Source organism: Moorena producens 3L (genome assembly GCF_000211815.1).
Taxonomy (GTDB): domain Bacteria; phylum Cyanobacteriota; class Cyanobacteriia; order Cyanobacteriales; family Coleofasciculaceae; genus Moorena; species Moorena producens.
In genome coordinates, this window is sequence record NZ_GL890931.1 from 35,590 (window position 1) to 48,495 (window position 12,906).

At 44.8% G+C, this 12,906-nt stretch carries 14 protein-coding genes; 6 read left to right on the forward strand and 8 right to left on the reverse strand.

The genetic code is table 11. The features are described 5' to 3' along the window. Positions 1 to 247: 247 nt before the first annotated feature. The 4 genes from LYNGBM3L_RS17865 to LYNGBM3L_RS17880 form a co-directional block, all read right to left on the reverse strand. A complete protein-coding gene (locus tag LYNGBM3L_RS17865; protein WP_008186121.1) occupies positions 248 to 1,777 on the reverse strand; it encodes a hypothetical protein in 1,530 nt (509 codons plus the stop codon). A gap of 367 nt (positions 1,778 to 2,144) precedes the next feature. After that, positions 2,145 to 3,428 carry a histidine--tRNA ligase gene (gene hisS, locus LYNGBM3L_RS17870; protein WP_008186123.1) on the reverse strand — a complete coding sequence of 428 codons (1,284 nt, stop codon included), beginning with the start codon at positions 3,426 to 3,428 and terminating at the stop codon, positions 2,145 to 2,147. Between the two features lie 18 nt (positions 3,429 to 3,446). Beyond that, positions 3,447 to 3,743, reverse strand: coding sequence for a hypothetical protein (locus LYNGBM3L_RS17875; protein WP_008186125.1), 297 nt, complete (start codon positions 3,741 to 3,743; stop codon positions 3,447 to 3,449). A gap of 292 nt (positions 3,744 to 4,035) precedes the next feature. Next, positions 4,036 to 4,422: a hypothetical protein gene (locus LYNGBM3L_RS17880; protein ID WP_008186127.1), complete on the reverse strand. Its 387-nt coding sequence runs from the start codon at positions 4,420 to 4,422 to the stop codon at positions 4,036 to 4,038. 169 nt (positions 4,423 to 4,591) lie between these two features. Between LYNGBM3L_RS17880 and LYNGBM3L_RS17885 the strand changes: the two genes are divergently transcribed. Next, positions 4,592 to 4,948, forward strand: coding sequence for a hypothetical protein (locus LYNGBM3L_RS17885; protein WP_131826838.1), 357 nt, complete (start codon positions 4,592 to 4,594; stop codon positions 4,946 to 4,948). A 132-nt stretch (positions 4,949 to 5,080) separates the two neighbouring features. Beyond that, on the forward strand, positions 5,081 to 5,305 hold the full coding sequence (locus LYNGBM3L_RS41100; RefSeq protein ID WP_131826839.1) for a hypothetical protein: 225 nt from the start codon (positions 5,081 to 5,083) through the stop codon (positions 5,303 to 5,305). Positions 5,306 to 5,352: 47 nt separating this feature from the next. Here the strand turns inward: LYNGBM3L_RS41100 and LYNGBM3L_RS17890 are convergent, their stop codons facing one another. The 3 genes from LYNGBM3L_RS17890 to LYNGBM3L_RS17900 all read right to left on the reverse strand — a co-directional run bounded on the left by LYNGBM3L_RS17890 (position 5,353) and on the right by LYNGBM3L_RS17900 (position 7,506). Next, the gene (locus tag LYNGBM3L_RS17890; RefSeq protein WP_008186130.1) at positions 5,353 to 6,129 is read right to left on the reverse strand and encodes an RNA polymerase sigma factor SigF; all 777 of its coding nucleotides are present in this window, start codon (positions 6,127 to 6,129) and stop codon (positions 5,353 to 5,355) included. Positions 6,130 to 6,193: 64 nt separating this feature from the next. After that, complete coding sequence (locus tag LYNGBM3L_RS43830) at positions 6,194 to 6,334, reverse strand: hypothetical protein (protein WP_154659842.1); 141 nt, start codon at positions 6,332 to 6,334, stop codon at positions 6,194 to 6,196. Between the two features lie 341 nt (positions 6,335 to 6,675). Continuing rightward, complete coding sequence (locus LYNGBM3L_RS17900) at positions 6,676 to 7,506, reverse strand: photosystem II manganese-stabilizing polypeptide (protein ID WP_008186133.1); 831 nt, start codon at positions 7,504 to 7,506, stop codon at positions 6,676 to 6,678. A 185-nt stretch (positions 7,507 to 7,691) separates the two neighbouring features. Here LYNGBM3L_RS17900 and LYNGBM3L_RS17905 point away from each other — a divergent pair, with 185 nt between their 5' ends. The 4 genes from LYNGBM3L_RS17905 (at position 7,692) to LYNGBM3L_RS17920 (ending at position 12,396) form a co-directional block, all read left to right on the forward strand. Then, on the forward strand, positions 7,692 to 8,147 hold the full coding sequence (locus tag LYNGBM3L_RS17905; RefSeq protein ID WP_229414579.1) for a hypothetical protein: 456 nt from the start codon (positions 7,692 to 7,694) through the stop codon (positions 8,145 to 8,147). A gap of 356 nt (positions 8,148 to 8,503) precedes the next feature. Then, positions 8,504 to 9,946 (forward strand): phosphoglucomutase/phosphomannomutase family protein, encoded by a 1,443-nt coding sequence (locus LYNGBM3L_RS17910; protein ID WP_008186138.1) that lies wholly within the window; start codon positions 8,504 to 8,506, stop codon positions 9,944 to 9,946. Between the two features lie 213 nt (positions 9,947 to 10,159). Then, complete coding sequence (gene rdgB / locus LYNGBM3L_RS17915; protein ID WP_071986902.1) at positions 10,160 to 10,735, forward strand: RdgB/HAM1 family non-canonical purine NTP pyrophosphatase; 576 nt, start codon at positions 10,160 to 10,162, stop codon at positions 10,733 to 10,735. Positions 10,736 to 10,923: 188 nt separating this feature from the next. After that, entirely contained in the window at positions 10,924 to 12,396 is a 1,473-nt protein-coding gene (locus LYNGBM3L_RS17920; protein WP_008186142.1) for a zinc ribbon domain-containing protein, read from the forward strand. Positions 12,397 to 12,548: 152 nt separating this feature from the next. On the opposite strand, the gene LYNGBM3L_RS17925 is transcribed toward LYNGBM3L_RS17920, so the two are convergent. Continuing rightward, complete coding sequence (locus tag LYNGBM3L_RS17925; RefSeq protein ID WP_008186144.1) at positions 12,549 to 12,887, reverse strand: P-II family nitrogen regulator; 339 nt, start codon at positions 12,885 to 12,887, stop codon at positions 12,549 to 12,551. Between the last annotated feature and the right edge of the window lie 19 nt (positions 12,888 to 12,906).

The following is a 12,906-nucleotide window of genomic DNA, read 5'->3' on the forward strand; positions in this document are numbered from 1 at the left end:
CCTGTCAATTTTATAGTTATTATGTAAGTATTCAGCCGTCAGCCGTCAGCCGTCAGCTTATGCCCATAGCGCACGCTACTAATGGTGCTTTTGAATAAGCGATGCAGCCCCTACCCACTCGCGCTTTGCATCAAGAAAAGAGCTAAGCATTCGTTTAATTTGAGTTAGGTTCCAGCGTCGAAGCCTGTGCCACAAAGCTGATAGCTGATAGCTGATAGCTTACGTGATTATTTGTCATTTGCCAGGTTTATCGTTCACTGCTCAAACGCCTGACTAGCTCTCCTACAGTCATATCTTGGGTTATGCGAGTTGAACCATCGACTTGATTGGACTCAATCATTTTTTTGCTAATCTTAGCAATTTCCTGATTAGTGTTATTGAGATGATTGACAACTTTTTCAAGATTGTGTCGCATAATTTCATAATTATGCTGGTCAGTATTAGCTTGCTGAGTAAGACTTTGATCAAGGCGATCGCCTAAAGCCTGAATGCCCAGACTTACTCCTTCGGTATAGCTTTTCACATTTGACACTAACTTAGCCAATTCAGCCTGAACGTCACTCAAGCTATCGCTTCGAGAAACAATCCGTTGCTCTAATTGATCAAGCCTAGCGATCGCTGACTGAAATCCCTGTGCTCCTTGCTGAAGTTGGGGGATAATCTTCCCTAAGGCTTGTTGACTGTGATGATGCTGCTTCACTACATCTATAGAAGATTGTCTGAGGGCACTGATTTCTTCTGCCAATTTTACCAACTTAACCCCATGAAGTTGAAGTTCAGCCATTGCTACTCCCATAGCTTGGACTGATTGGGATAGCATACTGGCTGACTCAGAGAAACTGCTTTGGGTTCTAGTTAAATCTACTGTAGCCTTAGATAATTTTTGAGGAAACTGGCTATGCTCGAAGGTTTGAGCCACTTGGGTAAATTGAGCAGCAGCTAACTGAAATTCCTCAGCACTTCTGGCGATAGTACTAGCAGCTTGGAAGAATCTATTGTAAGAATTTTCTGCTATTTTAAGCACTTGAGTGTTAGCATCAGCAATTTCTTGAACTTTTTCTCGTAGTGAGGATTCCACTGCTTCTCGAACAGTCTGACCAAATTTCGCCAAAAAGTTGTCAAAGATATTGGACATCCCCTGAACCAATACATCCAGGCGTGTTTGCCCTACTAAAGTCGGCTGATAAATATTATCCAAGTAGTCTTCTAAGTAACTAATTAGATTATTTTTGGCTAGCCCTGTATTGAAGGCGACATTAACTACGGTTAAGACAGCACTAAAAAAGATCGCAGTTAAGCTAGTGGTAAAAGCAATCCCCATCCCTTCTAGGGGTTGCTGTAATTGGTTAACTAAAGTATTGATATCGGTAGCATCAGACTGACTGATTGTTTGACTCAGTGCTAACAAATTGATGGTGATGCCGATAAAGGTACCTAGTAAGCCAAAGGATAACAGTAAGCTAGGCATAATCCGACCAATGTAATCAATTTGGTCACAAGAGATGCCAACAACTTTCTCGTGGCTGTAGGCTTGGTCAATTAATGCGCCTGTATTGACCTGCTCTAAATGTCGGCTAGCATCTGAGAACCGTCTTTCTAGCTCCTCTACAATTCTGGGTTTTTTCCCACGAGGCTGTCCATGGATTAGTCTTCTTACTCGCTTCCCTAGGGATAAAAGATGGGTATGGAGAGCAAAACGTAGTAAAATTACGAATACTGATGGGATTACCACCAGTACTACAGTCAGGGCAATTAAGTAATCAGGTATTGGTAGCATAGCAGCAGCTGGGGAACTCTATAGGTGAAATGGTAGCGCAGCATCCTCAGGATGATAACCCATTTCTTTATAACCTAAGCATACCCAGACTTATCTCAAACCATTGATATTTAACTACGAAATAATAGGAGGTTATTGAGTGTTAACACTGAATAGTCAAGGGTGCATCTCCTAACAGTTTGACCCAGCAGTGGTGCGTTACGGGCAACAACCTCACCCTGGCTACGAGGCCAAATATCAAGGCCCCCCTAACACACCCTACCCATACGAAGGTGCGTTACGGGCAACAACCTCACCCTGGCTACGAGGCGAAATATGAAGGCCCCCCTAACGCACCCTAAGCAACTCAACACTCAACACTCAACACTCAACGCAATTGTTCTATCTGCCCTTTTAACTGGTCAGTTTTATCCAATAAATCAGCTTGGGTCATAGTTTCTTGTTCCCCAGAGGCCAGCCATTTCAAATTCACTGTGTTGCTCTGAGCTTCAGCATCTCCGATCACTAAACAAGCCACCGCACCACTGCGGTCAGCTCGCTTAAACTGTTTACCAAAAGCACTTCCACTCAAGTCCAGTTCTACAGCCAACCCAGCTTGGCGCAGTTGTTGAGCCAGTTTCAACCCTTGAGCTTGAGCTACTTCACCTCTGGATACTAGATAAAAATCTAGCGCTAGGGTTGGTGATGCTTGCAGTTGTTGCAGCAAAATCACTAAACGCTCCAAACCAATGGCCCAACCAACGGCTGGAGTTTTATTTCCCCCCAATTCATGGACTAATCCGTCATAGCGACCACCACCACAAACTGTTGCTTGAGCGCCTAAGTCATCAGAGATAATTTCAAAGGCAGTGTGGGTGTAGTAATCCAACCCCCGCACCAAGCGAGGATTGAGCTGGTAACTAATCCCATTATCCTGCAACAACTGCTTTACCTGATCAAAATGACTTTGGGACTCTGAACTGAGGTAGTCTAAAATGCTCGGAGCATCCTGAGCAATCTCTTGAGTACGTTTGTCTTTACTATCTAAAATCCTGAGGGGATTGCGAGTTAAACGGTCTTGAGAATCTTCGTCCAACTCATCTTTGTAAGGAGTGAGGTAATCTACCAGAGCCTGTCGATACTGTTGACGGTCTTCGGTACTACCGACAGAATTCAGGTCAAGTTTCAGGTTAACTAGACCCAAGGTATTTAGGATATCGATTGCGATCGCAATTACTTCTGCATCTGCCCTCGGATCACGAGAACCAATCACCTCTACCCCCAATTGATGAAACTGTCGCTGTCGTCCAGCTTGGGGATTTTCATAGCGAAACATCGGACCGGTATACCAGAGCCGTTGTACTCCACCAGCAGCATAGAGGCTATTTTGAATATAAGCTCGCACTACTCCCGCTGTCCCTTCTGGACGTAGTGTCACCGAACGAGGAGGGGTTGCCCGGTCGTTGAAGGTATACATTTCCTTCCCCACCACATCAGTAGCTTCCCCAATCCCCCGTTCAAACAGTTCAGTGCGCTCAAAAATGGGAGGACGAATTTCTCGATAAGCCGCTCTATTGAGAATCTGTTGTGCGATCGCTTCTACTTGCTGCCAATATCCCACTTCGTCTGGCAGGATATCCCGTGTTCCTCGTAAAGCCTGGATTAAACCCATTAACCTTTTGCTTCCCCATCATGTGAGCTGCTGTCCACCATCGGAAGTGTCTTCTTCCCAGGCACCATAGCGATTTTGATAATAGGACAAAATTTGCTTGACCCGTTCTGTTTCTAATTTATCAGCAGTCTCGGCATACTCAATCCACAATCCACCAACTTGGCTCTGATTGTAATCAAACTGCTGGGATGTTTGGGGTAGTAAATCAGCGTCTACCCCTGTCACTTGCCGTAAATGGGCAGCTACCTCTCGATATACTGCCAAGGGTAAACCAGGACAACTAATTTGATAACGCAATAGTTTACACTGCTCCATGATCCTAGGGTACCTTGTATTAGGGATTAAGTAGCAGAACCATTAACCCAATTTCTAACACCTTTAGCTATCAGCGTGTCGCGTATCAGCTATCAGCCAAAGGTCTGTGGCAACGCTACTGCAACAGTTTATGCCCATAGCGTACGCTACTAATACTTTTTCATAAAATCAGCACAATTAGTAGCGTCAGCCAAGGCCAAAGGCTTTTGGGCCACGGTACGGGAATGGCTGATGGCTGACGGCTGATAGCTGAATGCTTACCTAACACCTAACACCGTGCCCTAAGGTTACCTCAAGAAGCTGATGTTGAGGTTTCTCCAACTCGTCTAGAGACTTCAACACCGTTTTCTTCCAGAATCACCACTGGATCTAAGCCTCTATACATTTCAATCCGCTTGACTAGCACTTGTCCACCTAATAGAAACTGTCCAGCTTGAACGCTACGACTAGGCTCATTAGGGACATCTAGGATAGCGTAATAGACACCCCTACCATTGTCAACTACCCCTGTGACACTGATCTTATATGCCAGTTCTGGTTCTGGTAGGATTGGCAGTTGCAGATCAAATTCAGGAGGGATAGGGGGGATACCATCCTTGACAACAGAGCTATTGTCTGGTATTGAACCAGGCTTAGCTTTGCTCGTCTGTGTAGGCTGAGTTTTCTGGGGCCGTGGCAAAACATTTCCTCTTGATGAGCCAGGAGACTTTCTAGGGATTGATGAGCTTGGAGCCTTACGGTCGGGCTTGCTAGCTCTTGAAGGGCTGGTCGGCCTGCTAGCTCTTGAAGGGCTGGTCGGCCTGCTAGCTCTTGAAGGGCTGGTCGGCCTGCTAGCTCTTGAGGGGCTGGTGGGTTTTACCGCTACACTACTTCCTGTCCCAGGACGCGGACGCAAAGCCGGTCTTGGTGGTGTAGGAATCAGAGGCTGTACCCTCGTAGGGGAACTACTTGGTCTGCCAGGATTGGGCAAAATCTCCACCTCTGGTTGCACTGAAATTGCTGCAAACGGGTCAAGACGTCCCTTATCAATCCGATTTCTTACTTCATTGCTTGGCAAGGTTGTGATCAACGGTGGTATTGGTATTACCTTTTCCTGCTCCGGTTTTTCCGGGGATTTAGGAGCAAATTCAGCTACAGGAGGAGAAGGTTTGGTGCTATCCGGGGAAGCCACCGGAGTAGGTTTAGGGGTAGTCGGCTCCACTTGATCAGCCTTTCTCCCCGGTTGACAGCCTCCTATAAGCAGAGCCAGCACACTCACCCATACGATGCATGATACTTTACCCATGACCACCTAAAAATAACGCTTTATCCGAGCATACCCTTGAAGTTATCGATCTGTGGCACCAACTTCTTTGAAGATAGGATTTTTTTGGCAAATTTCCAAAACTGGAGACTCTAAGCAAAAGGCTGTGGGCAGGTCAGCCGTCAGCCTTTTGCCAAAGGCTCACCCTTGGCCAAAGGCTACGCTGCGCGAATGCGAACAGCCGTCAGTGGTCAGCTTATTTTATCCAAAAGCACCTCAACTAGAGTCCAGTTACTTTGCCAGCTGTATAGGATTCTAGATAATTTTATATTATATTTATAATAATGTATGTAGTGAAAATTAATCTTAATCTTGTGTCGGTGTCATTAACTTTTGCAAAGCTTCCAAGCCTTTTTTAACGCGGCGGGATACCGTTACTACACTGATGTCTAAGCGCTGTGCTACCTCTTTTTGGGTCAAGTCATGTAAAAAAACAAATTCCAGCACTTCACGAGTGCGCTTTTCCAAATGAGCTAGGGCTTGTTGAATGCGGATTTGGTCTTCCTGTGCCAGCTGAAAACTGCGATAGCGAGGATCTGGCACTAACTCACCCAAGCTGGTGTTTCTGTCCTCTGAATCTCCCACTGGTGTATCTAAGCTCAGAGGTTCCCGATTTTGATGAGCTAGGGTAATTTCTTGCCATTCTTCTAGGGAAATGTTTAATGCTGCTGCTATTTCTTCTTCTGTCGGTTGCCGGTTTAACGTTGCTCGTAAATTTTGAGTAATTTCCACAGATTTTTGCCGTAGGGCTAGCCAGCGTCGAGGAATGCGAATTGAATAACCCCGATCTCGTAAATAGTGCTGAATTTCACCACGAATGTAGGGGATAGCGAAGGAACTAAATGCTATGCCCTTGGTGGAATCAAATCGTTCTATGGCAACAATTAAGCCAATACAGCCAACCTGAAGTAAGTCTTCGTAGCTTTCATTACACTGCTTGACCCAATGATGAGCTTCTCTCCTCACTAGTCCTAAATTGAGAGCAACTAGCTGATTGCGAAGTTCAGGGTCAGGATATTGCTGGTACTTTTGTAATAATGTTAAGCTTTGATACTTAAGTTTATGGTTAAGGTTAGTCGCCATAACAAAGTTGAAGGTGGTAGATTACAAGTAGATCACAATTAGATCACAATCGGCTATGAGACCGCTAACTCGTGCCAATTATCCTGGATGGCTGCAACAAATTTTTACTCCCTTTTGCTAATGGGTCAGGTTGAATTGGTAATGGTTGTCGGATTCCCGATTGACGATTTCCCGGATCCAATCCCCGGAAGATCTTATGTTGCATTCCTTTTCGATCAAGGGGTTCAGTTTTATTGGCGTGGGTTTATGCTAAAGTTTTGTTTGATAACATAGGTGATTTAGTTAATTTAGTTTATTAATCTCCAAAAGCACCGCCCTGGTCATAGTGTTATTGCTTTAATTGTAGATTTACCATTAAGTTTATTAAAACAGTAATTTCACCCGAATCCCGAATTAGAAACGATGAAAGTTTATTAATAATACATACAGGATAACGAAAACGCCACATTCCGATCAAAAAAGGGGCATACGCCCCTTAGCAATTAACGTTTTTGCCAATTTCCCATGCTGGGAGTCAGTGGCTTCCAAGACTCAAACCAAGGTCAGCTATGCTTGTTTTGGTTGAATGCGACCGTAAAATATTCCCTGAACTTTCACTTCTTCTGGCTCATCAGCACCTAAGTCAGTATCTGAGGGTTGTTCACTTATGAATGTACCAGCAATTTCGCCACTCTCGCTATCTACTTGAGCTATGCGCAGCTCAATGGTGCCTTCTCCCACATCTGCGCTCTTAACATTGGCAAACTCTTGGCTATCCGCTTGAGATGGCAGAGCAACCGAATTATCATAACCACTAGCCAGACCTCGACCTTTGGGATCTAGGAAAACAGCACCCCGATAAGAGGGGACGTAGAAATCACCAACAAAGTCGGTGGAAGCATTGATGCTCTCCAAACCAGGCTCAGTTGTGGCAACCAATTTTTTAATGGTAAACAGGAATGGGACTTGCTCACCTCCAGGCAACTGAATAGTGATGGGTTGGAAATCTATACCATCCTTTTCCAAAAACTTCAGACTACCATCTTCTTGAAAAACTAAGTCTCCTCGCACTTGAACCAGGCTAGAGGTATAACGGGTCAATAATTTGCCGGGAAGATATTCTGCCTCTTTGCGCTTAGTTCCTTCTTCCTTGACAAAGAAGTTGGTTGGCTGTACGCATATATCGACAATCTCATAGGACTGGTCAGGGTCTACAGGAATAGCACCCCGAGTCATTTCTGACAGCTGTGGACAGTTATTGGCTAAACCAGTGTTTTTAATCTGGTCATAGGTAAGTCCTTCGATACTTTCCAAGCTGGCTACATCTGGAGAACAGGAAGCTGTAAAGACCCCCAGACATAACGCGAGGAAGGCACAAATCAAAGCACGATACTTCATAGTCAATCTCAATCGTCAATAATCAGATCTAAAAATGTATGTTAGGTTGGTTCTGGAATTGGGTTGCTGGTGCCATAGGAGTTAAACAGCTGCTGCCCTCTAGGCATTGACCAGTATGATCCACAATTCACACCACACCCATGTTATAAGTCGGGCTACACACAAACTATCGGGAAGCTTGTTATTTGGTTGAACTACTGCCATTTGGGCATAGGGCATGCAAAAATGGCACCGATTCCGTGAGCCTCAGCTGTTCTTTAGAGCATTGTACACGGGAAGAGCCGCCTTTACTGCGACAGTTATTTGATGGAATGGATCGGGATAAAGATTTGGATTCAGAGCAATTACAGGCTAAATTACTAGAGATTAGCGCTGATCTTCGTTCTTTGGCAAAGAATTACCAAGATGATAACTTAGCGCTGTTGGCTATACTCAGGGGTTTAGAGGAAGTCCATGGCGAGATTCGAGACGGGTTATTTCAAGCCTCATTGCCGGATACTCGCCAGAAACTATATGATTTTCTAAAGGATATTGAAGAAAAGGGTGGTTGGCCCTATATTGAACGCATGAATCTAATCTCTGTACTTAATAAGCTGCCTGAGTCAGCCCGATCTAAGCAGGGTATCACTGACGACCACTAGGAAACTGTTGCCCAAGTCCTGGGATGATTGATAGAGATTTAGAACAGACCGAAGAGTCCGGAAGAGCGTGAAAACCAGACTATATCCCGCTTAAATTTAGGAAAAACCTTGCTTGCTGAGCAAGTCATCGGTGCTAGGCAATAGCCCAACGTCAATGGTGGGAGCCAATACACCCACTGGACAAAATCCCGACAGAGTGACTTAAGTTAAGTAACTACTATCAGTACTACTAGATGACGACAAAATAGCGAGACAAGCCAGATCAAGCTTTGGCGGGTCAGCAAGACACTAACTCTTTCCAATGCTAGGATTTTGCCGTCAGAGTATTAAAATTTAAGTAAGTATATACTACTATTATGGCGATTGCCGGAGATTCAATTAAATTTGGGACAGACGGCTGGCGAGGTATCATTGCCGCCGATTTTACCTTCGAGCGCTTGGCAATAGTTGCCCCTGTTGCTGCTCAAGTTCTGGCAGATGCTTATGGGGAAACCACGGGTAGCCAAACGATTATAGTGGGTCATGACCGACGCTTCATGGCAGAAGACTTTGCCAAAAAAACTGCAGAGGTGGTTCAATCTGCTGGTTTTGATGTCTTACTCTCTAACAGTTATGCTCCTACACCAGCCTTCAGTTGGGCAGCCAAGTCCCAAAATGCTTTGGGAGCTTTGGTAATTACTGCTAGTCATAATCCTGGCAATTACCTAGGCTTAAAAGTCAAAGGAGCGTTTGGTGGATCAGTTCCTCTAGAAATAACTAAACAGATTGAAGCCAAACTTTCTCAAGCACCAGCTACACCTAAGAAAGAGGGTAGTATCAAGACCTTTGACCCATGGTCAAGTTACTGTGATGCCTTAAGACAAAAGGTTGATATTGCCCTGATTCAACAGCTGATTAGTCAGGGTAAACTGACTGTCTTTGCCCATGTGATGAATGGTGCAGCAGCAGGAGGCTTGAACAAGATTCTTGGGGTACCTATTATCGAAATTAAGGCCGAACGGGATCCCTTATTTGGTGGCAAATCCCCAGAACCTTTACCCGGTTATCTGTCTGAGCTATTTGAAGCGCTCCAGAGTCACCACCGCGAACCGGGTGTTGAATTAGCGGTTGGGTTGGCATTTGATGGGGATAGCGATCGCATTGCAGCGGCTGATGCTCAGGGCAATTTCCTTAGCCCCCAAATCCTGATTCCCATCCTGATTGAACATCTAGCATCACGACGTAACTTTAGTGGTGAAGTGGTCAAAACCCTTAGTGGTTCTGACCTAATTCCTAGAGTGGCAGCACTGTATAATTTGCCAGTTTATGAGACTGCTATCGGTTACAAGTATATTGCTGACCGGATGTTATCCACTCCTGCTTTGCTAGGGGGTGAGGAATCCGGAGGCATTGGCTATGGCAACCATATTCCTGAGCGAGATGCTTTATTATCAGCACTGTACATATTAGAAGCGATCGCTAAATCTGGAAAAGACTTAAGTGAACTCTACAAGAGTCTCCAAGAGCAAACTGGCTATGCTTCTGCCTATGACCGGATCGATTTACATCTATCGGGGATGGAAGTGCGATCGCGTATACAAGAACAATTACAAACTCAGCCTCTCCAAGAAATTAATGGTCAGGCAGTGGTGGATTGCCAAACCACCGATGGGTACAAATTCCGTTTAGCTAACGACAGCTGGTTGCTGATTCGTTTTAGTGGCACTGAACCCTTATTGCGACTCTACTGTGAAGCAGCTACCCTTGAACAGGTAACTCAAACCTTGAACTGGGCTAAAGATTGGGCCAGTCAGTTTTAGAGTTGAAATGTTGGATTAGTGTTGGATTTTGGGTTAGCTGGTTTTGGGTGCGATATTGAAAATCTGGGCAATGGTTAAGTAAGATCACAATCGGGCATTAAACGCTGCTTGAACTGTATCGAATTGACTCTGATTGCCAGTTAACCTTTCATCAAACAATCTGACCTTGTTGCTTTGAGTAATCCAAAATCCCAACATCAAACCCCAAATTTGCTGCCAAAATTGCTGGTTGTAGCTACAGGCAATCCTGGTAAGCTGCGGGAAATGCAGACATACCTAGATTCTTTGGACTGGGAATTGCAGTTAAAGCCACCAGAGCTAGAGATTGAAGAAACTGGGGATACATTTGCTGCCAATGCTTGTCTGAAGGCATCAGTAGTAGCCCAGACAACTGGAAAATGGGCAATTGCTGATGATTCCGGTTTGCAAGTCGATGCCCTAGATGGTGCTCCAGGGATTTATTCTGCACGCTACGGCAAAACCGACCAAGAGCGAATTGACCGGCTACTGGGGGAGCTAGGTTTGGAAGTCAATCGGCAAGCCCAGTTTGTTTGTGTAGTGGCGATTGCCCGTCCAGATGGTGCGATCGCTTTCCAAGCTGAAGGGATTTGTCGGGGAGAAATTTTGCCAGCTCCTCGGGGAACTGGTGGCTTTGGCTACGACCCAATTTTTTTTGTTCCAGAGCAGGGGTTGACCTTTGCTGAGATGGAGCCTGAGATCAAGCGATCCTGCTCTCATCGTGGCAAGGCTTTTGAATTACTACTGCCTCAGTTGAAACATTTAGGTTAACTAGCGTGGGATACTCTTAAACCGTCAATTCCCTATAAAAATCAACTGAGGCACGCTAACTCGGTAAACTGTGCCTCGCAATTAAACCCCTAAAAATAGGGATAAATCAGTATTTAACAGCATGAAATGGACATGGATATTTTTATAGCGCTAGTGTATAATCAAGGTATAGGACTTAGCTGTTGATAATGCCAAAGAAAGTAGGAGCAACAAAAAAGATATCAACTCAAGTTGTCCCAGTAGTGGGGATGACTGGATCGGTTGAAATTGAGTTGCTGTCTACTATGAAAAAGCTGGGGGTAGTTAGGTCTGAGTCTTACAACAAGCTAGGTAGCATTAGCTATTGGGGACTTGACTGGAAGAAAGCTTACCCAGAAGTTAGAAGTTTTAGACCTCCCGAATCATTGGGACTACCCTCTAAATTGATGGAATGGACGGTTAGCGATGTAGCCAAGGCCATTACAGCGAGCCAGGCGGCCTGTATAGAGGTAGTAATAAAGAAGGTCTATCGTAAATTTCCTGGAGATAAGAATAAAAAAACCAGAAAAGAGCTTTGTCAACAACTAAAAACCTTGACTTTCCTAGAAAGTTCATTGCTGCACAGACTCGTAAGAAAAGAGTTCCAAAAAGGACATTCTTGGGTTAGGAACCAGATAGTTTATCAACAAGGATGTTATAGCTGCCAGCAACTCTCTCGTAATACCTATCAACTGGAATTGGCGGGATTAAGGAGAGGGAAGAGGAACAGGATAGTGGTCAGATCTAATCGAAAAATCAAAGGACAGATTAGGTTGATCTACAACAAACTTCAGCAAAGATTTGAAATTCACTTCTTAGTAAACCATGGCACTTCAGAAATACCTGCCGACCGTCAGAGTATTGGAGTAGACAAGGGATACACTGAAGCATTCTATGACTCAGAAGGTCAGGGACACGGGAAAGGACTAGGTAAAGTAGCTACAATAAAATCAGATAGAATATGTAAAAAAAATCGAAACAGAGGAAAGCTGTGGGCTATTCACCGGAAACTAGAAAAGATAGACTCAGCCAAGTCTGCTAGAATACTAAGAAACAATCTGAGCAGAAAGACCGAGAATAAACGATACAGGAGAAACCAATCAGAACTAAAGGCAATAATAGGAGCTGCCTCAAAGTCTCTTTTTGATGAAAAATCCTTAAAAGTATTTGCAGAAGATTTAACACAACCGTTTAAGAATAAGCGTCAGTCTAAGGCTATGTCCCGCAAACTCAATAGTTGGATGATTGGAGTTATGCGGGACTCCTTGCATAAATGGGCGAATTGGACTGGCTCGGTTGTCACGGAAGTTCAGCCTAGTTACACGTCGCAAGTTGACTCCAGGAATGGAACCCTATTAGGGAAAAGGACTGGGGATAACTTTACCGGATTTGATGGGGTCGTGTTACAGGCTGACCACAATGCCGCCAAGAACATCCTTGCTAGGGGTGCGGACAAGGAAATTTCTCGGTTCTCTTCTAGGGCTGAGGTTCAGGCAGTGTTGTTGCGTCGTACCGCGCGTTTCTTGAAAGGTATGGGACTGAGCTTGCTAGATGCAGTTGAGCTTGGCTGGCTTGACTCCAAACATAGCAAAACTCAGGCTTTCAAGCAACTCCTGACCGGGATGCCAGGAACGTCCAAATAGACGAGTGGGAGGTTCAACTCCAATTACTGTACGACCACTCCTCACTTGGACAACAATAAATTGCACCTTGACCGGATTATCTGGGTTTATCCCAACTTATACCGGTTTAAGAGTATCCCTCAGCTCCCTTGGTATATTGGTATATAGGATATTTAGACGGCTTCTAGATTTTTTTCCCCAGTACGAATTCTGACCACCTGATCGACGGGGCTAATGAAAATTTTACCGTCGCCAATTTCACCGGTGCGAGCTGCAGCGATCACTTTGTCTACGACCATATCGACTTGTTCATCTTCTACGACGATTTCTACTTTGAGTTTTTGTAGGAATTCCACAGTGTACTCTGAACCGCGATAACGTTCAGTCTGACCTTTCTGGCGTCCAAAGCCTCGGACCTCAGACACTGTCATTCCTACAATGCCAGCGTTGACTAGGGCGATTTTGACTTCGTCCAGCTTAAATGGCCGGATGATGGCTTCTACTTTTTTCAAGCTCCTAACTCCTCAGTTG

Coding starts and splice junctions, on each gene's coding strand:
- LYNGBM3L_RS17865 (WP_008186121.1), bottom strand. CDS start 1,777: ATGCTACCAATACCTGATTACTTAATTGCCCTGACTGTAGTACTGGTG.
- hisS (WP_008186123.1), bottom strand. CDS start 3,428: ATGGGTTTAATCCAGGCTTTACGAGGAACACGGGATATCCTGCCAGAC.
- LYNGBM3L_RS17875 (WP_008186125.1), bottom strand. CDS start 3,743: ATGGAGCAGTGTAAACTATTGCGTTATCAAATTAGTTGTCCTGGTTTA.
- LYNGBM3L_RS17890 (WP_008186130.1), bottom strand. CDS start 6,129: ATGGCGACTAACCTTAACCATAAACTTAAGTATCAAAGCTTAACATTA.
- LYNGBM3L_RS43830 (WP_154659842.1), bottom strand. CDS start 6,334: ATGCAACATAAGATCTTCCGGGGATTGGATCCGGGAAATCGTCAATCG.
- LYNGBM3L_RS17900 (WP_008186133.1), bottom strand. CDS start 7,506: ATGAAGTATCGTGCTTTGATTTGTGCCTTCCTCGCGTTATGTCTGGGG.
- LYNGBM3L_RS17910 (WP_008186138.1), top strand. CDS start 8,504: ATGGCGATTGCCGGAGATTCAATTAAATTTGGGACAGACGGCTGGCGA.
- LYNGBM3L_RS17920 (WP_008186142.1), top strand. CDS start 10,924: ATGCCAAAGAAAGTAGGAGCAACAAAAAAGATATCAACTCAAGTTGTC.